Raw genomic sequence first — 23,480 nt, forward strand, 5'->3', positions numbered from 1 at the left:
CGGCCGGGAATCAGAACCGGTAGGTGGCGCAGCCGACCTGGACGCCCGAGCCGGCGGCGAGGATCAGCGCGACGTCGCCCGGGTGCACCAGCCCGCTGCTCCTGGCCCGCTGCAGCCCGTAGGGCAGGGCCGAGGTGAACGGGTCGAGTTCCCCGTCGGAGCCGAGGTCGACGAACCGCGACCTCGCGATGCCGGTCTGGGCGGCCAGTTCGTCGAGCGCCGACGGGGACAGATACGGCGGGAACACGACCGCGACGTCCGAGGGGTCGAGCCCCTCGACCGTCAGGAGTTCCTTGGCCGCGGCGGGCAGACAGCTCAGATAGATGGCCTCGAGGTTGGGGTCCCGGTCGATGTGCAGCCGGGTCCGGCCGTCCTGTGGCTGCGTGTAGGTGGCCAGGGCCCCGCCGTGCTCGGGGTGATACTGAAAGACGAACCGGCCGAAGCCTTCCGCGCCCCGGCTCGGGCTCAGCAGCACCGCCGAGCCCGTCTGGCTGAACCCGTTGCGCGGATGGCCGCTGCCGGGGGCGTTGTTTTCGATCTCCGAGGCGACCACCATCGCGTGTTCGGCCTTTCCCGCCGCCATCATGGCGGCGGCGACCTGGCAGGCGTTGAGGAAGCCGACCGCGCCGTTGACGACGTCGAAGGCGAGGGTCTTGGGGCCGTCCGGGGACTGCACCTCGCCGTTGACCCCGAGTTCGCCGGCGACCAGCGCGGCAATCGCCGGTTCGCTGAGGAAGTCGTCGCGGTAGACGCCGGTGTGGATGATCAGATCCAGCGCGCTCCGGTCGAGACCGCTGCGGTCGAGGCAGTCCGCCGCCGCCTGCGCCGCGAGCCGGATCGAACTCGGATGCGCCGATTGCCCAGCGGGAGCGATGCCCACGCTGTCGATGCGCACGCGCGGCGTCGCCGGCGCCTCGTGCCGGTAGCCGTCGCCCCGCGCACCGCGGCCGCGTGGGTCGCCGGCGCCCCGGCGCATCCGGTCGGGCAGGTCGTCGAAGGTGTACAGCGCGGCGCCGACCGTCTGGCCCGAGCCGGTGATGGAGAACACCACGTTGTCCCCGGACTTGATCCGGCCGCTGCGGATGTGGTCGTCGAGCGCCACGAAATGCGTTGTGGTCGCGGTGTTTCCCCGCTCGGCGACGTTGTAGATGGTGTTGTCCCGGCTGGCCGCGCCCGGTCCGAACATCCCGTTGACGGCGACGACCGCGTCGTTGAGGGACGCCTCCGAGGTCTGGTGCATCACCAGGTGGTCGGTGGTCTCCGGCCGCCAGCCGTGCCGCTGCATGACCGCGGCGACGTAGGGCACCGCGTGCTTGACCGCGATGGCGGTCTGCGTGACGGAGTCGGTGAGCATGATGGCGCCCCCGTGCGGGCCGTCGGTCGCCTTGGCGATGCACAGCTTGCTGTAGTTGCTCAGGGTGGCCATGTCGATGTCGTGGAAGCCGACCCGGCCGTTGGGGCCGCGCTCGAGGACCACGGCCGCACCCGCGTCACCGAGGGTCAGGCAGGCCAGCCGCGGGTCCATCGGACCCTCGATCTCCTGCTGCGCGGTCTCGGTCAGGTGGCTGATGTATTCGCCGCTGACCACCAATGCGTTTCGCACCAGCCCGGTCTGCAGGAAGGCGTCGGCCACCGTGATGCCGGTGAACATGCCGGCGCACGCGTTGCCGATGTCGAAGGCCAGCGCATTGTCCAACCCGCATTGGTCTCGCAGCCGCGACGCCGTGCTGGGCTCGAAGGTGAACCGGTGCCCCATCCCGTCGCGACGGGAGATGTTGCACGCGATCACCAGGTCGATCTCCTCGCGGCGATAGCTCGAGCGGGACAGGCAGTCGTCCGCGGCCTTCCTGGCCAGGTCGATCGAGAACTCGTCCTCGCCGACCACCCGGCGGTTTCTGATGCCGGTGAGACGTTCCAGGGGTATGCGAATCTCGTTGGCGCACTCCGCCATCACCGTCGCGGTCGACACCGTCCGCGCCGGCAGGTACACGCCGAGGCTTTCGATCACCGTGTTGCGCTTCTCGTCGGGTGGGGCCGGCGCCAGCTGCGTGCCGTCGCCGGGGAGCGGGCCGTACTCGGCGGCGAGCTCGGCGATGGTGCCGTAGACGAACATGGACTCGGGGCGCAGCGGCAGGCCGGCCGCGTTCGCCCGCATCGCGACCTCGAGGCTCTGGGTCGAGGCGCCGCCGAGCGCGAAGAAGTCGTCGTTGACGCCGACCCGGTCCAAACCCAGTACCGCACACCAGATCTCGGCGAGCACCCGTTCGGTCGGTGTGCGCGGAGCGATGAATGCCGACTCCTGCGGCCCGACGGCGGTGCCGGCGGCCATCAGGGCGCGGCGGTCCACCTTTCCGCTCGTGGTGAGCGGCAGCGTGTCGGTCATCTCGAAGACGGCCGGCACCATGGCGGCGGGAAGCAGCTCGAGCAGGAAGCGGCGCAGCTCGGTCGTCGAGGGTGCGGCGCCCCCTGCCGCCACGATGTGGGCGACCAGGATGGTGTTCCCGCGGCTGTCGGTTCTGGTCACCACCGCGTTCTCGGCCACCGCGGGGTGTTGCGCCAGCGCGGCCTCCACCTCGCCGGGCTCGATCCGGAAGCCGCGGATCTTGACCTGGAAGTCCAGGCGGCCGAGGTAGTCGATGTTGCCGTCGGGCAGGTACCTGGCCCGGTCTCCGGTGCGGTAGAGCCGGTCACCGCCGAACGGGTCGGCGACGAAGATGGCGGCGGTCAGGTCCGGCCGGTTGAGGTAGCCGCGGCCCAGGCCGACACCGCCGATGAACAGCTCGCCGGGCACACCGACGGGCACCGGCTGCAGATGCGCGTCCAGGATGTGCGCGCGGATGTTGGCGATCGGGCGGCCGATCGGCACCACGGTCCCGGATTCGCCACGGCGGCAGTGGAATCCGGTGACGTCGATCGCCGCCTCGGTGGGCCCGTAGAGGTTGTAGAGCTCGGCGCGCAGCGCGGTCAGGAAGTGGTCGCGCAGGTCATACGGCAGCGCCTCGCCGCTGCAGAACACCCGGCGCAGCGAGGTGCAGGCGGCCACGCCGGGCTCGGCGAGGAAGCGGCGCAGCATCGACGGCACGAAATGCATTGTGGTGATGCCCCGCTCGACGATGGTCGCGACCAGGTACGCGGCGTCCTTGTGGCCCTCCGGTTTGGCCATCACCACCCGGGCGCCGACGATCAACGGCCAGAAGATCTCCCAGACCGACGGGTCGAAGCTCACCGGGGTCTTGTGCAGCACGCGGTCGTCGCCGGTCAGCCGGTAGGCGTCTTGCATCCACAGCAGCCGGTTGCGGATCCCGGCGTGGGTGTTCAGCGTGCCCTTGGGCTTCCCGGTGGACCCCGAGGTGTGGATGACGTAGGCGAGGTTCAGCGAGGTCGCGCCGGCCGCGACGGGTACGGCCGGACCCTCGTCCGAGGGGTCCGGCGGCACGTCCAGGCAGAGCCGGTGGCCGGTGAACTCGGGCGGCAGGTGCACCAGCTTGTCCTGGTGGGTGACGCAGACCGGCGCGTCCGGCACGTCGGCCAGCATCACGGCCATGCGCTGCGCGGGCTGCGCCGAGTCCAGCGGCAGGAAGGCGCCACCCGCCTTGAGGACGCCCAGCAGCGCCACCACCAGGTCTTCCGAGCGGTCCAGCAGGACCGGCACGATCACCTCGGGCCCCACCCCGAGCCGCCGCAGCCGCCGCGCGAGTTCCTCGGCCCGGCGGTCGAGTTCGGCATAGGTCAGCTCGCGGTCGTCACACGTCACCGCGACGGCGTCCGGGACGCGCGCGACCGTCGCCGCCACCATCTCGTGCAGGCAGGCCGGGCCGTCGTAGGCGACCTCGGTCCGGTTCCAGGCGGCCCGCCGGCGGTCTTCCGCCTCGGTGAGCAGCGGTAGCCGCGAGACCGGCCGGTCGGGATCGGCGACCGCACCGCGCAGCAGCGTGGCGAAGTGCCCGGCCATCCGCTCGATCGTGGTGCCGTCGAAGAGGTCGGTGTTGTATTGCAGGACGCCCGACAGCTTCCCGCCGTGTTCGCCGATCTCCATCATCAGGTCGAACGGCGCGCCGCCCTGCCCGACGTGCAGGGTCTGCAGCGGCAGCCCGCCCGGTGCCGCGCCGGGCTCGTCGGAGAAGCGGCGCGTTTGTTCCCAGGCGAAGGAGACTGAGAACAGCGGCGTGCGGCCCGGGTCGCGCACCGGTCGGAGCCGCTCGACCAGCAGCGCGAACGGGTAGTCCTGGTGTTCCAGGGCGCCCTGCACGGTGTCCTTGACGCGGCCGAGCAGCGACCTGAACGTCGGGTCGTCGTGCAGGTCGGCGCGCAGGGCCACCGGATTGGTGAGGTAGCCGACCAGACCCTCCACCGCGACCCGGTCGCGGCACGCGAACGGCGAGCCCACGACCACCTCGCCCTGGCCGCTGTAGCGGTGCAGCAACGCGGCGTAGGCCGCCAACAGCGTCATGTAGGGCGTCGCACCCATGCTGCGGCCCAGCTGCTTGATCCCGGCCGTCACCGTGTCGTCGACGGTGAACCGGTGCACGGTGCCCGCATAGGTCTGCACGCCCGGTCGCGGCCGGTCGGTGGGCAGCTCGAGAACCGGCAGCTCGCCGGCGAGCTGGTCGCGCCAGTACTCCCAGAGGCGTTCGCCGTCCGCGCCGGCCAGCATCCGGGCCTGCCGGTCGGCGTAGTCGACGAAGCTTTCCGCCGGCGGCGGGGGCGGGGTCGCGCCGTGCTCGGCGGCGTACAGCAGGCGCAGCTCGTCGAGGATGATGTCGATGGACCAGAAGTCGACGGCGATGTGGTGCAGACCCAGCAGCAGCACGTGCTCCTCGGGGGTGCGCTCGAGCAGGGTGAACCGGAAGACCGGCCCGGTGTACAGGTCGAAGGGCCGATCGGCCTCCCGGCGGATCCAGTCGTCGAGCTCGGCCTCGCCGGCGCCGACGTGGTGGCGGGCGATCCGCACCGGCCAGTGCGGATGAACCAGCTGCACCGGCTGCCCGTCGCGTTCGGCATACGTGGTCCGCAGCATCGGGTGCCGGTCGACGAGTGCCTGGGCCGCGCTGGTCAGGGCCGGCACGTCCAGCGGGCCGGCGATCCGGCCGGCGTAGGTGATGGTGTACGCGGCGCTGGCCGGTGCGAGTTTGTGGATGAACCACATGGACCGCTGCCCGTACGACAGCGGATAGACCGAGGCCGACTCCTCCGCCTCCTGCATGAGCAACTGGGACAGCAGCGCCCGCTTCTTCTCAGGAGACAGGCCGGAGATGTCGATCGACTTATCCGTCATTGCTCGGCTCCCCTTTCGGCCAGGACCTGTTGGAGCAGTTCGTCGACGGCTTCGTCGGACAGCTCGGGCAGGCGGGCCAGCAGGTCCACACCGCGCGCGGGTGTGCCGCCGGCCTGCTGCGGGGACGCTTGCCGTGGGGCGGTCGGCGCCGGCGGCGCCGCGTCGGGTTGCGGTGCGCCTGCCGCGACCTGCTCGGCGAGCCAGCCGGCGAGGTCGACCACGCTGGGCCCCTTCATCAGCCGGGAGACCGGCACGACGACGCCCAGATCGCGTTCGACCTGCATGCGCAGCTCCAGCGTGATGAGGGAGTCGACGCCGAGGCTGCCCAGCGGGGCCTGAATGTCGAGGGTCGACGGGGACAGGCCGAGTTTGCCGGCGGCGAGTTCGCACAGGTAGGACTCGAGCAGCCGCCGGCGCTGCTCCGGCGCGGCTTCCCGCAGCGCGTCGCGCAGGCCGCTTCCGGGCCCGGGCGCATCCCCGTCGCGCGGCTTCTCGTCCGGGCGCGCGACGCCCAGCTCCGCCAGCAGCGGCGGCCGCAGGTCGGTTTCCCAACGCGCCCAGTCGATGTCGAGGACCACGGCCTGGGTGGCCGAGTCCGCCAGCAAGGACGACAGCGCCCGTAGGTTGTCGGTCGCGGACATGGCCTCGACGCCGTATTGGGCGAAGTAGCTTTGCAGTTCGGTCCGGGTGAAGAAGCCGAGCTGCGCCCACGGACCCCAGTCGACGCTCAGCGCGGGCCGGCCTTCGGCGCGGCGGTGCCACGCCAGCGCGTCCAGGAAAGCGTTCGCCGCCGCGTAGTTCGCCGCCCCGGGCGGGCCGAGCAGCGAGGCGGCCGACGAAAACAGCACGAAGAAGTCGAGTTTCGCGTCCTTGGTCTGCTCGTGCAGGTTCCAGGCGCCCTGAACCTTGGGCGCCAACACCTTTCGCAGCTTCGGCTCGTCGAGGCATTGCAGGATGGCGTCGTCGGTGGTCCCGGCCGCATGGACCACGCCGCGCAGCGGTGGCATGGTCGTGCGGATCGACTCGAGGACGGCCGCGACCTGGTCGGCTTTGGCGACGTCGCCGTGCGCGACGGTCACCTCGGTGCCGCCGGCTCGCAGCGCGTCCAGCGCCTCCTGCGCCGGCGCCGTGGGCTCGCCACGGCCCATCACGACCAGATGCCGGGCGCCGCGTTCGGCCAGCCATCGGGCCACCACGAGGCCGAGCGCGCCGAGCCCGCCGGTGACGAGATAGGTGCCGTCGTCCCCGAATTCGGGGGTCGCGACCTGCTCGGGTGCGTCGTAGCGGGTGAGCCGCTCGACGTAGCGGTTGGCGCCCCGCAGCGCCACGGCGCCGTCGCGGTGGTCGGCCCACACCTCCCGGGACAGGGCCTGGGCCTCTCGTGCGGCGTCGTCCGGGCCGCCACCCGCGGACAGGTCGACACACGTGCACCGCAGTTCCGGATGCTCGTGTTCGATGGTGCGGGCCATACCCCACACCGGCGCCTGGGCGATCGACACGGGCTCGGTGCCGGTCTGTGTCACCTGTGCCCCGCGGGTCACCAGCCACAGCCGCGGCGAGGGCGACCAATCCGCGTGGGCCAGCGCCTGCACGAGGTGCAGCACGCTCACCGGGCCCAGCGTGGTCGCGGACTCCAGCGACTCGAGCGTGGTGTCGGCCGGCGGTGCGGCCAGCAGGTCCCACAGGTGCACCACGCCGCGGCACGGCGGCCGCCGGTCGGTGAACGCGTCGGCGAGCAGCTGGTCGAAGTGTTCGGGCCGCGCCGGGTCGACCCGATAACGGTCGGGTGCCAGCCGCTCGAAGCCCCGGCCGGCCTCGACCAGAACGCATGTCTGGGAAAGGGATTCGAGGTGGTCCCGGAGGGCCTGCGCGGCCACGCCGCCGTCGTCGAGGATGAGCCAGCTTCCCGGTTCGGCCGGCCGGCTCTCCCCGTTGTGCTCCGGCGCGCCGGCGGCGGGCTGCCACCGCACGTGGTACATGCGGTCGCGCAGACCCGCCGGCCGCTGCGGCGGGCCGGCGCCGCGCGGCGGCGCGCTGACCGTTCCGCCGTCCAGCCACGAGTGGACGCGCTGCCACGGGTAGGTCGGTGCCGCCACGCAGTGGCTGCCCGCGGGGTACAGCCGCTCCCAGGCGACCGGTTGGCCGAGGGTGTACAGCGTGCCGAGCGACGCCAGCGCGGTCGCCCGTCCCCCGTCGTCGCGGCGCATCGACGGCAGCGCGGTGCAGCCGCGCCCCACGTCCAGCGCGTCCTCGCGGATGGAGGTCAGCAGGACCGGGTGCGGGCTGATCTCGACAACGGCGTCATGCCCGGCGTCCAGCAGCGTGCGCAGCACGGGCGAGAAGTGCACCGGCGAACGCAGGTTCTGCGCCCAGTAGTCGGCGTCGGTCAGGCGGTCGGTCAGCAGTTCCCCGGTCACCGTGGAGTAGAGGGGGACCGCCGGCGCGGTTGGCCGCAGTCCGGCCAGCCCGGCGCGCAGCGCCGGCACCAACGCGTCCATCTGCGGGCTGTGGGCGGCCACATCGACGTCGACCCACCGGCAGAACCGGTCCCGCTGCTGCAGCACCGCCATCAGCTCGGCCAGGACCTCTCGATCCCCGGACAGCACCGTGGAGCGGTGGCTGTTGCTGGACGCGATCGAGACCTGTGCCTCCCGGCCGGCGATGAGTTCCTGCGCTTCGGGGAGGCTGAGCTCGGCCGCCATCATGTTTCCGCGGCCACGCACGGTGCGCAGCATCAGGGCGCGGGTGCAGATCACCCGGGCGGCGTCCTCGAGGCTCAGCGCGCCGGCGACATGCGCCGCCGCGACCTCGCCCATGCTGTGCCCGACCACCGCGGCGGGCTCGACGCCCCACGAGCGCCACAGCGCGGCCAGCGCCACCTGGATGGCGAAGATCGTGGGCTGGATCAGGCCGATGTCGGTGAGTTCGTCCTCGTCGGCCAGCGCCTGCAGCACGGAGCTGCCCAGGCAGGGCTCCAGCGCGCGGTCGCACGCCGCCAGGGCGTCGCGGAACACCGGCTCCTCGTCCTGCAGTCGGCGCCCCATGCCGGTCCACTGCGAGCCCTGGCCGGGGAACACGAAGACCACGGCCGGCCGCTGCCCGGGCCGGACCTGTCCGGCGGCGAGCCCGGGCCGCGACTGGCCGTGCCGGTAGGCGGCCAGGGACTCCGACATCGCGGCGGCGGAGTCCGCCACCACGGACAACCGCTGCTCGAGGTGGCCGCGGCGGGCCCCGGCCGTGTAGCACAGGTCCTCTAGCCCCACCCCGGACGCCAGCGCCGACTCGTACCGCTCGGCCAGTGCGGCCAGGGCCTCGGGCGCCCGCGCGGACAGCGGCAGCAACGTGACCCGGTCCGGCGCCGTGCCGCGCTCGGGCACGGCGGCCCGCACCTGCGGGGCCTCGGTGAGCACGGCGTGCGCGTTGGTGCCGCCCATGCCGAACGAGCTGACGCCCGCGACCGCCCGCCCGCCGTGCTCCGGCCACGCGGTCAGGGTTTGCGCCACCCGCAGCGGCAGGCTGTCGAAGGGGATCTCGGGGTTGGGATCGGTGAAGTTCAAACTCGGCGGAATCGCCCTGTGCTGCAAGGCCAGCGCCACCTTGATCAGCCCGGCCACCCCGGCCGCCGCCTCCAGGTGGCCGATGTTGGTCTTGACCGAGCCGATCAGGCACGAGCTGCCCGGCGGACGGCCGTGCGCCAGCACGGTGCCCAGCGCGTTCGCCTCGATCGCGTCGCCGAGGAACGTGCCGGTGCCGTGCGCTTCCACGTATTGGGCGCTCCCGGGGGAAAGACCGGCGCGGCGGTAGGCCGCGGCCAGCACGGCCTCCTGCGATTGCCGGCTGGGTGCGATCAACCCGTTGGTCCGGCCGTCCTGGTTGACGGCGGTCCCGCGGATCACCGCATAGATCGGGTCGTTGTCGGCCAGCGCGCGGCTGAGCGGCTTGAGGACGACGACCCCGGCGCCCTCACCCCGCACGTAGCCGTCGGCGCCGGCGTCGAACGTCTTGGCGTGCCCGTCCGGCGCCATCAACCTGGCCTTGGTGAAGTTGATCATCAGCGCCGGCGACAGGATGACGTTGACCCCGCCGGCCAGGGCCAGCGAGCACTCACCGTCGCGCAGGCTGCGGCACGCCAGGTGCACGGCGACCAACGACGACGAGCAGGCGGTGTCGATCGCCATGCTCGGCCCGTGGAAGTCGTAGAAGTAGGACAGCCGGTTGGCGGCGATGCTCAACGCGTTTCCGGTGCCGGTGTAGGCGTCGACGAGCTGCAGCTGGCCGGCCCGCAGGTTCGCGTAGTCGGTGGTGGAGATGCCGACGAAGACGCCGGTGTCGCTGCCGGCGAGCCGCTCGGGCACCTGCCCGGCGTCTTCCAAAGCCTCCCAGGCGGTTTCGAGGACGAGGCGCTGCTGGGGGTCCATCTGCGCCGATTCCCGCGGCGAGATGCCGAAGAACGGGAAGTCGAACTGGTCGATGCCCGGCACGAAACCGGCCCGCCGGGTGACCGAGGTGCCCGGCACGGACGGATCCGGGTTGTAGAAGGCGTCGGCGTCCCAGCGGTCCGGCGGGATCTCGCTGATCGCCTCCACGCCGCCGGACAGCAGCCGCCAGAAGCCTTCGGGCCCGTCGGCGCCCGGAAACCGGCAGCCGATGCCGATGATGGCGATCGGCTCGTCGGCGGAGCGCGCACCCTCGCCGTCCCCGGCCGGGGCGGCGGCGCGGTCGTGCGCGGGGGCCTCGTCGGCCAGGTGCCGGGAGAGCAGTTCGATCGAGGGGTATTCGTAGGCGAGCGTGGGCGAGAGTTCGCGCCCCAGCCAGGATTCCAGTGCCGCGGTCAGCCGGATGGCACGGACGGAATCCAGGCCGTAGTAGGCGAACGGGCGGGACGGGTCGATATCGCTTGCCGGGACGCCGAATTCACCCGAGAGTTGGGCGGCGAACCAGTCCGCGATCTCCGCGGCGCTGCGCCCGTGGTTTTCGGACGGGACGGTGACCGGAGCGCCGTCGGGCAGCGGGGCGCGCCATTCGGCGACCGCGTCGAGGCGGCCGTCGAGGAACTGCTCGCGGCAGGCGGAGCGCTGGATTTTGCCGCTGGAGGTGGTGGGAATCCGCATCGGCTTCACCAGGACGACGGCGTCCGCCCGGATCTCGTGGTGTTCGGTGATCGCGGCCCGGATGGTGTCCACGATCTCGTCGAGTTCGGCTTCGCCGGCCTCGGGGTTGTTCACCTCCTGCACGACGACGAGTTGCTCGACGGCATCCGGCCGGGGCGCGATCGAGAAGACCGCGCCCCGCCCGCGCAGCAGCGCCGGGTGACAGGCCTGCACGGTGAGCTCGATGTCCTCGGGGTAATGGTTGCTGCCGCGGATGATGATCAGGTCCTTGCGGCGTCCGGTGACGAAGAGTTCGCCCGACCCATAGAAACCCAGGTCCCCGGTGCGCAGGAACGGGCCTGCCCCGGTGTCGGCCAGGTACGCGGCGAATGCCGCTTCGGTCTGTTCGGGGCTCCGCCAGTAGCCGTGTGCGACGCTCGGGCCGGCGATCCAGATCTCGCCGACCTCGTCGGCCCCGCACTGCCGCCGGGCTTCCGGGTCGACGATGATCACCTGCTGGCCGCCCTGGGGCTGGCCGCATCCGACGAGCGTTGTGGCGCTTGGGCTTTCCGGCGCCGCCTCAACGACCCGCCGCTCGCGCAACGCGGCGCGGTCGAGGTGCCGAACCACCGGTTCCGGGGAGTCGGAGCCGCCGGAGACCAACAGCGTGGCCTCCGCCAGGCCGTACACCGGATAAAACGCCGCCGGCCGAAATCCGGCCGGGGCGAAGGCTTCCGCGAAACCCTCCAGGGTGGTGGTGCGCACCGGTTCCGCGCCGCACATGGCGGTCGACCAGCTGGACAGGTCGAGCGCCGCGCGCTGCTCGGGCGTACTGAGTTCGACGCAGATGTCGTAGGCGAAGTTGGGGGCGGCGGTGATCGTGGCGCGGTGCCGGGACATCGCCTCCAGCCACCGCATCGGGCGCTTGATGAACGCGCTCGGCGGCATGAGGAAGGACGTGCCCCCGACGTACAGCGTCTCCAGGAGACCGCCGATGAGGCCCATGTCGTGGTAGGGCGGCAGCCAGAACACCCCGGTCGCGGCCCCGCCGAAGCCCGACTTCCACGTCTGGCGGATGGCTTCCAGGTTGTGCACCAGGTTGCCGTGCGACAGCACAACGCCTTTCGGCAGCGCGGTGGAGCCCGAGGTGTACTGCACCATGGCGATCGTGTCGGCCTCGACGTCCGGTGGCACCCACCGCGCCCCGTCGCCGGGGGTGTCGGTGACGGACCACCGCAGTGGCCGTCCCTTGGCCAGGCCGTCCACCCGGTCCCGGATCCTGGCCTGCATTTCGGTGTTCGACAGCGCGAACTCCGGCTGCGCGTCGGCGACGATCGACTCGACGCGCGCGACCAGGTGATCGCGCACCGGCGGATGCACCGGTACGGCGATGGACCCGGCGTAGAGGCAACCGAACAAGCCGGCGACGAAGTCCAGGCCCGGCGGGCACAGCACCAGGACGCGCTCGCCGGCGGCGCCCTGCGCCTGCAGGCCGGCCGCGATCCGTCGCGCGCGGACGTCCAGCTCGTCATAGGTGAGCCGGCTGAGGTCCGTTTCCTCGCCGTCGCGGGAGAAGGCGAACGCCAACTTGCCCGCATAGCGAACGGCGCGCTGCTGCAGCTGCTCGACCAGCGTCGGCGCCATCGGCGGCGCGTGATCGGCGGTCTCCCCGTTCGATGTCAACTTGCTCCCCCTATCGGGCTCGGGGTGGGCACTTCGTCACCGACCCCAGCCACCAGCTTCGCCCCGTCGGATGGCTGCTGGTGATCCGTATATTGCTGCCGCACAGCGTCTTCGGGCTCCTCGACGAACCGGCTGTCGGTGCGGGTCTCGAGCAGCCCGCGGAACGCCTCCACCGTGTAGCCGGTGACGATCGCGTCGGTGCGCGCCCGCACCGTCGCCGAGCGGGCCATCCGGAACAGCGGCCCGAGCTCGCCCACGTACTCGCCCGCGGTGGCGACCTTGATCAATTCCTCGGTGCCGTCCGCCGATTCGTGCACGACTTCCAACTCGCCATCGGCGACGACGTAGATCAACTCCCCCATGCTGCCCTGCTCGAACAACACCGAACCGCTTGTCAGGCTGACGGTTTGGGGCTCCTCTTCGACCGCGGCGGCGTCCGGCAGCAGCCGGACCACCTGATCGGCGAAGGGGAGGATCCGCGTGTCGTGGGTGGCGACCACGACGATGCGCTCGCCGGTGGCCAACCCCCGGAGCAACCGCAGCACCGCCTGCACCTGGGCCTGGTCCAGGTGCGCCGTGGGCTCGTCGGCCAGGATCAGCGACGGGTCCAGCGCGATCGCGCGGGCCACGGCCACCCGTTCCCGTTGACCGCCGCTGAGGTCGCCGGGCCGATGCGTCGTGCGGTCCTGCAGCCCGAATTCGGTCAACAGTTTCTCGGCGCGCTCGCGCGCCGCCCGCCGCGACCACCCGGCCGCCCACAACGGCACCGCCACGTTCTCGACTGCCGTGAGGCTTGGCACCAGGTTGAACGATTGGAAGACGAAGCCGACGGTGTCGCGCCGGTAGGTGGTCAGCCTGCGGCGATCGAGCGTGGTGACGTCGATGTCACCGACCTGGATGCTCCCGCTGGTAGGGCTGAGGATGCCGCCGATGCACGACAGCAGCGTCGTTTTCCCACATCCACTGGGGCCCAACAAGATCACCAGGGAACCCGCCTCCACCTGCAGGTCCAGGCCGTCGATGACGCGAAGCGCCTCCCCGCCGACCGAGTACTCGACGACGAGGTCTTTGATGCGCAGATCCCCCACGGCTACGCCCCCCCGAACGCCAGGACCGGGTCGATCGCCACCGCGCGCCGCAGCCCCGCCAGGCTCGCCAGCAGTCCGATGACCACCGCGGTCCCCATCAACGACAGGAACGTCGATGCGGTCACCGCTACCAGCATCGGGAACAGCGGGCCGATCAGCACCGCCAGCAGGCCGCCGAGCATCGCCGCGACCGACGCGACGAGGACCGCCTGCAGGACGAGCCCGGCCAGCACCGAGTGCGTGGCCACACCGACGGCTTTGAACACCGCGAAGTCGCGGGTCCGCTCCAACGCGGACAGATAGACCAAGGATCCGACGATCTGCGCCGCCACCGCCCACAGCAGAATCGCCAGGTACGACATCGCCAGGCGGGCACCGTGCAACGGGCGCACCATGTCGTCGACCGCGGCGCGGCGATCGACGAGACGGTAGCCGTCCGGTATCTGCTTGGGCTGGCCGCGCAGACCGATCGCGGAGATCACCGGCTGCCCGGAAAACATCAACCGCTGGGCTCCCGCGACGGTCAGAAACGCGTTGGGCTGACCCGCGAGCGTGGTCGATTTGTCGACCAGCCCCACGATCCGCAGCCGCTGCGGGCCCACCTCGACGTCGTCGCCGATCGATCGTCCCAGCGTGTTCGAGACGACGGCCTCGCCGGGATTCGCCGGCGGCCGCCCCGCCGCTATCCGCGGCATCGCCTGCTCGGGCACACCGTAGACGTTCAGGTTTTCCGGTGAGCGCCGATCTTGCATGATCGTGTTCCCGTAAACGACGGGGATCGCCGATTCCACCCCCGGGAGCCGGGCGACCCGCTGCGCTTCCGCCTCCGGGAACCTGGTCGACCCGAGGAACGGACCCACCGCGCCCGTCTGGATCAGGTAGCTGTCGATGCCCATCGAGTCGACGACGCGCTTGGCCTCGACCCGAAAGCCCAGCGTCAGTCCGGTGAGGATGAGGGTCATCGCGAATACCATGCCGGTGCCGACGACCGCGATGATGAAGCGTCGCTGACGCCACTGGATATCGCGTATCGCGGTGATGAGCATCGGTATGCGCGCCCGCTGCTGCAGAGCCCCGACATGCGACACGAATCGACCTCCGATCTGACTTCCTAGGCCAGAATCCCCAGATCCGGCGCCGGCACGTAGAGCCGAAGGGCCTTGATCGGGCTGACTTATGCCCCGATCGCGCAGCGGCCGGGCGATTTTGAGCGGGCCCGGTCCGTGAGTATCGCCACACCGGCCACAGCTGCCCCTACTCCTGTGCTACGGGCAGACCCAGTTTTTGATATCGCCCGCGATATCAAAAATCCGGAAAGGACATGCCTCCAAAGCCGTTGGGGGCGCGACGAAGTCACCGACCGTCGGCAACCAGCCACTTCTCGAACGCGATCGGCACAAACGGGCCCCAGGACGGCAGCGGGTCGGCGGGCACCCGGGCGTAGCCCGTCGCGTCGTACAGCGCCTCGGCCTCGGGTTGCCGGTTGCCGGTGATCAGGTAGAGCCGCCGGTACCCGCGCGCGGCGGTTTCGGCCTCGAGGGCCGCCAGCAGGGCCCGGGCGTAACCGCGGCGCCGGTGGGCGCGGTCGGTCCAGATCCGCTTGAGCTCGGCGGTCTCGGCGTCGTAGCGCAAGAACGCGCCGCCGGTGACGGGCACGCCGTCCAGCACGCCGATCAACAGGCCGCCGTCCGGGGGCGCCAACTCGCCGGCCGGCACGGGCAGCCAGGACAGGTGCGTGGTGGGCGTGCCGCCGTAGCGCTGCGCGTACTCGTCGGCCAGCTCGGCCAGCAGCGGCCGCGCCAACGGATCGTCGTGCGTGGCCGACACGAACCGCAGCTCGCGATCCGCGGCCGGCGCGCTGGACGGGTGCACCACGTCACCATCCAACGCCTCCGGCCGCGACACATTCCACCCGGCTCACCCGACCACGTCGGCCGCGCGCGGCGCCTCCGGCCGCCGGGCATCCGCTCGTCGGCGGAGCCGGGCCAGCGGTGCGGGCGCCCACCAGTTCAGGCGACCGAAGACGTGCATGAAGGCGGGGACGAGCAGCACCCGCACCAGCGTGGCGTCCACCAGCACCGCGAGCGTCAGCCCGACCCCGAACATCCGCATGAACGAGACGTCCGCGGACGTCAGGGCCGCGAACGAGATCGACATCAGCAGCGACGCCGCCGTGATGATCCGGCCCGTCCGGGCGACGCCCAACGCGATGCTCTCGTCGTTGTCGGAACGCGTGCGCGGCGAGTCCAGCCAGTACTCCCGGATGCGGGCCAGCAGGAAAACCTCGTAGTCCATCGACAATCCGAACGCGATGCAGAACATCAACACCGGGATGTTGGCGACCAGCGTGCCGGTCGGGGTGGTGCCCAACGCCCCCAGATGCCCGTCCTGGAAGATCCACACCAAAGCGCCGAACCCCGTCGTCAGCGACAGCACGTTGAGCACCACCGCCTTGACGGGCAGCACCACGCTGCCCGTGAGGGCGAAGAGCAGCACCAGCGTGACGCACGCGACGAAGCCGAACAGCAAGGGCAATCGCGACGTAATCGCTTGAACCGAATCACGATTCATCTGGGCCATGCCGGTCATCTCGGGCCGCCGGTCGCCGGGCACCGGAACCGCGTGCAGGCGGTCCAGCTGGGCCTCGGAGGCCGCGGAATACAGCGGCGCCCCGCTGGCCACGGTGAGGTAGGCGCTCCCGCCCGCCAGGCCGGCCGGCGCGGACGCCGGTCCCCTGCGCTCGCCGGCGACGAAGGTTGCCGTCGGCGAGGACACCACCGACACGTCGGGAACCCGCGACAGGCGCGCGGCGTACTCCTCGAGTTCGCCCGTCGTCAGACCCTCGGCGCGCGCGATGACGACCCGCACCGTGGTCGCGGCGTCGGCACCGAAGTCTTGCCGGATCCGGTCGCTGACTGCCCGCGCCGACGAGGACGCCGGGAGCACCCGATCGTCGGGATAACCCCATTTGATGCCGAGGAACGGCGCCCCCAGCGCCAGCAGGAGGGCGATGATCGCCAGGCCGACCGGGAGCGCGTGCCGCATGGCAAGCGTGGCGGTGCGGTACCAAAAGGTCTGTTCGATGGCTACCGGCGGCGGCGCCGGGCGCCGAAACAGCTTGCGCCCCAGATCCCAGACGTTGAGCGCGTCGAGCCGGTCGCCCAACACCACGATCACCGCGGGCGCGATCACCATCGCGGCCAGCGCCGCGAACGCCACCACCGCGACCCCGGCGTAGGCGAACGACCGGAGGAAGTACATGGGGAAGATCACCAGCGCCGAAAGCGCTAGGGCCACCGTCATCGCGGAGAACAGCACGGTGCGGCCGGCCGTGGCCATGGTGCGGGCGAGGGCGTCGTCGGGGCACCGCCCCTCGGCCAGCTCGTCGCGGTAGCGACTGATGATCAGCAGGGTGTAGTCGATGCCCAACGCCAACGCCAGCGCCACCGAGACGTTGACCGCGAAGATCGACACGTCCGCGACCACCGCCACCGCACGCAACACCGCGAGCGCCCCCAGGATGGCGAAGCCGCCCACCAGGATCGGCAGCGCCGCGGCGAGCAGCCCGCCGAATACCCATACCAGCGCGGCGAAACTCAACGGTATGGCGACGAATTCCATTCGCAGTAGGTCATTTTCGGTCTGCCGGTTGAGCTCTTCGTAGATCATGGCCATCCCGCCGGCCTGCACGGTCACACCGTCGCGGTCGCGCACCAGCCGGTCTGCCAGTTCCCGGGCGTGCTTCGGCGCGCTGCTTTCCCCGCCGTTGAGCGCGGCCACGATCAGCGCGGACCTGCCGTCGGCGCTGATCAACCCGGGCCGCGGCGCGTTCCAGGGGGATGCCACCTGGGCCACGAACGGCGACCGGGCCAGTTGTTCGACGATGTCCGTGCCCACCATCCGGGCGGGGCCTTCGTTGACGCCGCCCGGCGAGCTCACCAGCAGGGTCATCTCCATGTCACCCTGGCCGAACTTCTCCCCCAGAATGGCCGCCGCGCGCGCGGATTCGGCCGTCTGGTCCAGAAATCCGCCGCCGGGCAGGGTCGCCGCGGCCGGGACACCGAAGACGGCGGCCAGGACGGCGACGAAGAGCGCGCCCGCGATCACCCGTCGCGGAGCGGCGATGGCGATCAGGGCCAGTCGCGTCAGCATGGGCTCGGACCCCTTCTCGTCGCGGCTCACACAGCGTGTTACGACGGTAGGCCGCACGGGGTTCACGGATCGGGCCGACGAATTTAAGTTAATTAAACGTTAACCAACTTAAACGGGGCCGGCGCCGCGACTAGGAGCGCGTCGCGGTGAGGTATTCCGGCACGAACTCGGTGCCGCCGCCCTGCCTGCCCGGCAGCCCCATGCCGCCGAGCAGGCCGGCGACGTTGCGCTGCACCGTCTCCCAGCCGCGGGCGGCCAGATAGTCGGGGACGTAGTGGTACTGCCCGGCATGGGTGAGGCTGGCCAGGTCGACGTCCAGCCCGTGGCGGTGCCAGCCCTCGACGAACGACCTCTCCGCCTCCAGCTGCAACGGCGTCCACGTCGGCATGTGGTCGGCGGCCAACCGGCTGCCCGCGGCGCTCATCGCGGTGACCCCCTGCAGCACGCGGTCCTGGACGCCGGGCGTCAGGTACCCGATCAGCACCTGCTCGGCGATCCACACCGTGGGCGCGGCGGCGTCGAAACCGACCCGCAGCAGCGCGGCCGGCCAATCCCGGTGCAGGTCGACGCCGACGGCGCGCCGGCTCGCGGTCGGCTCGGCACCCAGCCCGCGCAGCACCTCGGACTTGAAGTCGAGCGCCTCGGCCCGGTCGACCTCGTAGACGGTCGTGCCGGGCGGCCACCACAGCCGGTAGGCCCGGGTGTCGAGCCCCGCCGCCAGGATCACCACCTGGCGCAGGCCCGCCCTCCCGGCCTCGACGGCGAACTCGTCGACGGACCGGCACCAGGCCGCGCAGACGTCCAGGAAGCGCGGGCCGGCGGTGTCGTCCGCGGCGAACCGGTCGTCGTCGACCACCCGGACGAGGCGGTCGACGCCGGCGGCGCGCAGCAACGGCTCGGCGAAGGGATCGCTCAACTGCCCCTTGTTGGTGGCGACGGCCCGGGCCGCGGCACCGAATGCCGCGGTCGCCGCCACGCCCACCGTCGCCGCCATGGGTCAGACGCCGGACCGGCGCCGCAGGGCCAGCCCGGCGAGCGCGCGCCAGCCGAGCAACAACAACGCGGTGACCGACGCCGCCACCACCACGAAGCTGGCCGCCACGCCCGCGGAAGTGACCTTGCGCAACACCATGCCGACGACGACGGTGCACAGCCACACCACCACCCCGGTCGGCACCACCGCCGTGGGGCGCCGCCACGCGCGCGACGCCAGCCACCCGACGACGGTTCCGGTGAGAAACGGCCAGGCGGTGGTGGCGACGCCGGCGACGTTGAGTCCCTCGTCGTGGCTGCGACGGCCGACCGCGCAGAAGACCACCACACCGATGACGTCCAGGCCCAGCCACACCAGCCGCCGCATGTCGCGAGACTACCGGGGCGGGCGCCGGCCTTGACCCCACCGCCACGCTGAACTTAGATTCGTCGGCAATGAATGCGCATTCACCGGGGCGCCTGGCCCTCGTGACCGGTGCCGGTTCGGGCATCGGCAGGGCGATAGCGCTGGCGTTCGCCGCACAAGGCGACCGGGTGATCGCCGCCGACCTGGACGAGGCCGCCGCGGCGGCCACCGCCGGACAGCGCCCCGAGCTGGTCACCGCGCTGCCGGTCGATGTCGCCGACCCCGCCCGGGTCGACGCCCTGCGGGACGCCACCCACGCCCAGGCCGGGGTCCCCGACATCGTGGTCAACGCCGCCGGCTGGGACCGCACCGATCAATTCCTCAATGCCACACCGGAATTCGCGGCGAAGGTGGTCGCGATCAACTATTTGGGGCCGGTGCACGTCTGCGCCGCGTTCCTGCCGGGGATGATCGAAACCCACGGCGGCGGGCGCGTGGTCAACCTGGCCAGCGATGCGGGCCGCGTCGGCAGCGCCGGGGAATCCATCTACGCGGGCGCCAAGGGCGGGGTGATCGCGCTGACCAAGTCGCTGGCCCGGGAGATGGCCCGCTACCGGATCACGGTCAACTGCGTGTGTCCCGGCCCGACGGACACACCGCTGTTCCACGCCCAGCCGGAGAAGCTGAAAGAGGCGCTGGTCAAGGCCATCCCGTTTCGCCGGCTGGCCCGGCCCGAGGAGGTCGCGGCGCCCGTCCTGTTCTTCGCCTCGCCCGCCGCGTCGTTCATCACCGGACAGGTGATCAGCGTCAGCGGCGGCCTGACGATGGCTGGTTGAGGGCCGGCCGAAGGCGCGGTGGTGGCAGGCTGAGACCCATGAGCACGCACCAACCTCCCGCCTTCGACCGGTACGACCCGCTGGGCCTGGACGCCTCCCTGTCGGACGACGAGCGCGCGCTGCGCGACACCGTCCGAAGGTTCTGCGCCGAGCACGTCGCGCCCCACATCGCGGAGTGGTTCGAGATCGGCGACCTCCCGGTCCGGGAACTGGCCAAGGGTTTCGGCCAGCTCGGGCTGCTCGGCATGCACCTGGAGGGCTACGGCTGCGGCGGGTCCTCCGCCGTGCACTACGGCCTGGCCTGCGTCGAGCTGGAGGCCGCCGACTCCGGCCTGCGCTCGATGGTCTCGGTGCAGGGCTCGCTGGCGATGTTCGCGATCTGGAATTTCGGGTCCGAGGAACAGAAGCAGGAGTGGCTGCCGGCCATGGCCACCGGCGAACTGCTGGGCTGCTTCGGGCTGACCGAGCCGGACGTGGGATCCGACCCCGCCGCGATGAAAACCCGTGCGCGGCGCGACGGTTCGGATTGGGTGCTGGACGGCCGCAAACTGTGGATCACCAACGGCTCGGTCGCCGACGTCGCGGTCGTGTGGGCCGCCACCGACGACGGGATCCGCGGCTTCGTCGTCCCCACCAAGACGCCGGGCTTCTCCGCCAACACCATTCACCACAAGCTGTCGCTGCGGGCCTCGATCACCAGCGAATTGGTGCTCGACGGCGTGCGGCTGCCCGCCGACGCGATGCTGCCCGGGGCGAGAGGGCTGCGGGGACCGTTGTCGTGTCTGTCCGAGGCGCGTTACGGGATCATCTGGGGTTCGATGGGCGCGGCGCGGTCGGCCTGGCAGGCCGCCCTCGACTACGCCACCCAGCGCACCCAGTTCGGGCGCCCGATCGCCGGGTTCCAGCTGACCCAGGCCAAGCTCGTCGACATGGCGGTGGAGTTGCACAAGGGCCAACTGCTGTCGCTGCACCTCGGCCGCCTCAAGGACAGCGTGGGGCTGCGCCCCGAGCAGGTGAGCTTCGGCAAGCTGAACAACACCCGGGAGGCCATCAAGATCTGCCGCACCGCTCGAACCATTTTGGGCGGCAATGGGATATCGCTGGAGTACCCGGTGATCCGGCACATGGTCAACCTGGAGTCGGTGCTCACCTACGAGGGCACGCCCGAGATGCACCAGCTGGTCCTCGGCCAGGCGTTCACCGGCAGCGATGCCTTCCGGTAAAGGGGAAAGACATGGCACGCCTGGAATACACGTCGGAGCACCGGCAATTCCGGGTGCTGGTCCGCGACTTCGTGCGGCGGGTGGTGGTCCCGGCGCACGAGCGGGCCGAACGGCAAGGCCAGTGGGACCGCTCCCTGTTCGTCGAGGCGGGCCGGCTCGGCCTGCTCGGCTTCTCGGTCCCCGAGCACCTCGGCGGCCCCGGGGTCAGCGACTTCCGCTATAACGCGATCCTGATCGACGAGTTGCAGCGGGCGGGAGCGGCGGCCGAGGCCATCGCGTTCACGCTGCAAAACGACGTGGTGCTGCCCTATCTCACCGACCTGACCACGCCCGAGCAGCAACGGCGCTGGCTGCCCGGCGTGGTGACCGGCGAGACGGTGCTGGGCATCGCCATGACCGAGCCCGGCACCGGCAGCGACCTGGCCGGGATCCGCACCGCGGCGGTCCGGGACGGGGACCACTACGTGGTCAACGGCGCCAAGACATTCATCTCCAACGGCCAGTGCGGCGACCTGTTCGTCGTCGCGGTGCGGACGTCACCCGATCGGCACCACGGGCTGTCGCTGCTGGTCATCGACGCGGACACCCCGGGATTCGCCCGGGGCCGCAACCTGGAGAAGATCGGCCTGCACGCCCAGGACACCAGCGAGCTGACTTTCACCGACCTGCGGGTGCCGGCGGCCAACCTGCTCGGCGAGGAGGGCAGGGGCTTCTACCAGCTGATGCAGAACCTGCCGCAGGAGCGGCTCGCGCTGGGGGTGGGGGCGGTCGCCGCCGCCGAGGCCATCCTGGCTGAAACGCTGGACTACGTGCGCGAGCGCACCGCCTTCGGGGCGCCCATCGGCGGGTTTCAGCACAGCCAGTTCGTGCTCGCCGAGGTGGCGACCGAAATCGACGTCGCCCGAACGTATCTCGACGACTGTTTGGCCCAGCACCTGGCCGGCGAGCTGACGGCCGCGCGGGCCGCGCGACTGAAGTGGTGGACCACCGACCTGCAGGTGCGGACCGCCGACCGCTGCCTGCAACTGCACGGCGGCTACGGCTACATGCGCGAGTACGCCGTCGCGCGCGCCTTCGTCGACGCCCGCATCCAGACCATCTACGGCGGCACCAACGAAATCATGAAGACGATCATCGCCAAGGACCTGGGCATCTGATGGCCCTCGATTACGGCGAGCTCCCGGTACATGAGGCGGTCCGCGCGGCCCGGGCCACCGCGCGCCGGCGCCAGCTGCTCGACGCCGCGGTCAAGGTCATGGGAACGCACGGCTTCCACCAGATGTCCATGCAGGACCTGGCCGCCGAGGCCAAGGTCAGCGTCGGCCTCATCTACACCTACTTCGGCGGCAAGGAGGACCTGCTGCTCGCCACGATCGTGCGGATCCTCGACGTGTTTCGCGACCAACTGGCGCCGGTCATGGCCGCCGCCGGCGACGACGTGGTGGACCAGCTGGCCGCCGGCATCCGCCGCTACATCGAGATCGTGGACGAGAACCTCGACGGGGTGGTGCTGACCTATCGGGAGAGCCGGACGCTGGCGCCCACCGACCGGGCGCGGATCAAGGAACTCGAAATCGCCACCGCCGCACCGCTGCGCGCGGTCATCCAGGCCGGCATCGGCCTGGGCGTCTTCCGCGACGTCGACATCGACCTCACCGTGGTCGACATCATGCTGCTGGCCCACGGCTGGGCGCTCAAGCACTGGCATTTCGGGCCGGCCTACACCTGCGAGCAGTACATCCGGCTGCAGACCCGCCACGTGCTGGACTCCTTGGTGCGCGAAGACCGTCGCGCCGAGTACGCGCACGTGCTGGAATGGGAGGCATGACAGGCACCGCGCACCGGATCGGCGGCATCATCGCGGCGTTGGCCCTGGCTGCCGCGGCCATCGTGCCCCCGGCCGGCGCCGACCCCACCGCCGCGCTGCCCCCGATGACGTCGACCGGCGGCGGGCCGATCATCGGCGGCGGCAGCAACGCCGGCATCGCGGCGCAGCTGTTCAGCTTCGGCACCCCCAACGTGCAGGAGGTCGACGGGTCGGACGCGGCCCAATTCGTCACTGCGGCCGCCGGCACCGCCAATCAGCAACTGGCCGCGCCCTTCTCGCTCATGCGCCGGGCGCTGGCCTGCCAGACCAACAATGCCGGGTTCGGGGCGCGCGCCTATCGGCGCAGCGACGGGCAATGGGGAGGCGTGATGGTGGTCGCCGCCAAGAGCGCGACACCCAACGTCGACGGGCTGGTGGGCTGCGTCAAGACCAACTGGCGCAGGGCCACGGTCGGCACGCAGAGTTCGCTCTGCAACAGCGGCTGGAGCACCCCCAACACCTACGAGAGCCGCCGCGGCGAGACCTACTACGTCCTGCTGGCCGGCACCGCCGACGACTTCTGCACCGCCGTCAACGACAAATTCAAGGACAATTCCAACGGATGGCCGTTCTAGCGCCCAGCGCGAAACTCATTGCGCACGTGGCCAATTGGTCCACTGTGCGCTGGCCGCCGACGATGACGCGGCGCGGGCGGGCGCCGTTTTTCGAAATCCGTTCGCGCAACGGGAATCACAACGTACACTTCCGCCATCGGGCAATCAGGTAGCCAATGAAATTGGCCTCTCAGAACGGGTGGTGTCGTGTCAAGATTCACCGGAAAAATTCTTCTCGCAGCGATGCTCGGCTTCACCGTATGCGCGGCTTCGGGTTGTACGGCGCCGGTAACGGTTAATTGCGGGCCGTCCTTGACCTGCCAATAATTCAGGGTGGCGGCTTGGTGCCGGATTGTCCTGTGCGACAGCCGGT

13 protein-coding genes are annotated in these 23,480 nt (G+C 71.1%); 5 read left to right on the plus strand and 8 right to left on the minus strand.

Going from position 1 to position 23,480, the window contains the following annotated elements; all coding sequences use genetic code 11:
* Positions 1-10: 10 nt before the first annotated feature.
* From U8D42_RS19310 to U8D42_RS19345, 8 genes are all read right to left on the minus strand, one after another.
* Positions 11-5,275 (minus strand): non-ribosomal peptide synthetase, encoded by a 5,265-nt coding sequence (locus U8D42_RS19310; protein ID WP_322858569.1) that lies wholly within the window; start codon positions 5,273-5,275, stop codon positions 11-13.
* Complete coding sequence (locus tag U8D42_RS19315) at positions 5,272-12,048, minus strand: type I polyketide synthase (RefSeq protein WP_322858568.1); 6,777 nt, start codon at positions 12,046-12,048, stop codon at positions 5,272-5,274. The genes U8D42_RS19310 and U8D42_RS19315 overlap by 4 nt, the downstream gene beginning before the upstream one ends.
* On the minus strand, positions 12,045-13,136 hold the full coding sequence (locus U8D42_RS19320) for an ATP-binding cassette domain-containing protein (protein WP_322858567.1): 1,092 nt from the start codon (positions 13,134-13,136) through the stop codon (positions 12,045-12,047). The genes U8D42_RS19315 and U8D42_RS19320 overlap by 4 nt, the downstream gene beginning before the upstream one ends.
* A gap of 2 nt (positions 13,137-13,138) precedes the next feature.
* Complete coding sequence (locus U8D42_RS19325) at positions 13,139-14,182, minus strand: ABC transporter permease (RefSeq protein ID WP_322858820.1); 1,044 nt, start codon at positions 14,180-14,182, stop codon at positions 13,139-13,141.
* Positions 14,183-14,489: 307 nt separating this feature from the next.
* Positions 14,490-15,008 carry a GNAT family N-acetyltransferase gene (locus tag U8D42_RS19330; protein ID WP_322858819.1) on the minus strand — a complete coding sequence of 173 codons (519 nt, stop codon included), beginning with the start codon at positions 15,006-15,008 and terminating at the stop codon, positions 14,490-14,492.
* A 45-nt stretch (positions 15,009-15,053) separates the two neighbouring features.
* On the minus strand, positions 15,054-17,288 hold the full coding sequence (locus U8D42_RS19335) for an MMPL family transporter (protein ID WP_322858818.1): 2,235 nt from the start codon (positions 17,286-17,288) through the stop codon (positions 15,054-15,056).
* 130 nt (positions 17,289-17,418) lie between these two features.
* Positions 17,419-18,282 carry an SAM-dependent methyltransferase gene (locus U8D42_RS19340; protein ID WP_322858566.1) on the minus strand — a complete coding sequence of 288 codons (864 nt, stop codon included), beginning with the start codon at positions 18,280-18,282 and terminating at the stop codon, positions 17,419-17,421.
* A gap of 3 nt (positions 18,283-18,285) precedes the next feature.
* Positions 18,286-18,648, minus strand: a complete 363-nt coding sequence (locus U8D42_RS19345; protein WP_085240721.1) for a DUF3054 domain-containing protein — start codon at positions 18,646-18,648, stop codon at positions 18,286-18,288.
* 68 nt (positions 18,649-18,716) lie between these two features.
* Here U8D42_RS19345 and U8D42_RS19350 point away from each other — a divergent pair, with 68 nt between their 5' ends.
* The 5 genes from U8D42_RS19350 to U8D42_RS19370 are packed head-to-tail and all read left to right on the plus strand — an operon-like array spanning position 18,717 to position 23,128.
* Positions 18,717-19,463, plus strand: coding sequence for an SDR family NAD(P)-dependent oxidoreductase (locus tag U8D42_RS19350; RefSeq protein WP_322858565.1), 747 nt, complete (start codon positions 18,717-18,719; stop codon positions 19,461-19,463).
* A gap of 38 nt (positions 19,464-19,501) precedes the next feature.
* Positions 19,502-20,686 (plus strand): acyl-CoA dehydrogenase family protein, encoded by a 1,185-nt coding sequence (locus U8D42_RS19355; RefSeq protein ID WP_322858564.1) that lies wholly within the window; start codon positions 19,502-19,504, stop codon positions 20,684-20,686.
* An 11-nt stretch (positions 20,687-20,697) separates the two neighbouring features.
* A complete protein-coding gene (locus U8D42_RS19360; RefSeq protein ID WP_322858563.1) occupies positions 20,698-21,843 on the plus strand; it encodes an acyl-CoA dehydrogenase family protein in 1,146 nt (381 codons plus the stop codon).
* Positions 21,843-22,514 (plus strand): TetR/AcrR family transcriptional regulator, encoded by a 672-nt coding sequence (locus tag U8D42_RS19365; RefSeq protein ID WP_322858562.1) that lies wholly within the window; start codon positions 21,843-21,845, stop codon positions 22,512-22,514. The genes U8D42_RS19360 and U8D42_RS19365 overlap by 1 nt, the downstream gene beginning before the upstream one ends.
* Positions 22,511-23,128, plus strand: coding sequence for a hypothetical protein (locus U8D42_RS19370; RefSeq protein WP_322858561.1), 618 nt, complete (start codon positions 22,511-22,513; stop codon positions 23,126-23,128). The genes U8D42_RS19365 and U8D42_RS19370 overlap by 4 nt, the downstream gene beginning before the upstream one ends.
* The last annotated feature ends 352 nt before the right edge of the window (positions 23,129-23,480 follow it).

Origin of the sequence: Mycobacterium europaeum (genome assembly GCF_034555895.2) — a bacterium.
Classification (GTDB): domain Bacteria; phylum Actinomycetota; class Actinomycetes; order Mycobacteriales; family Mycobacteriaceae; genus Mycobacterium; species Mycobacterium europaeum.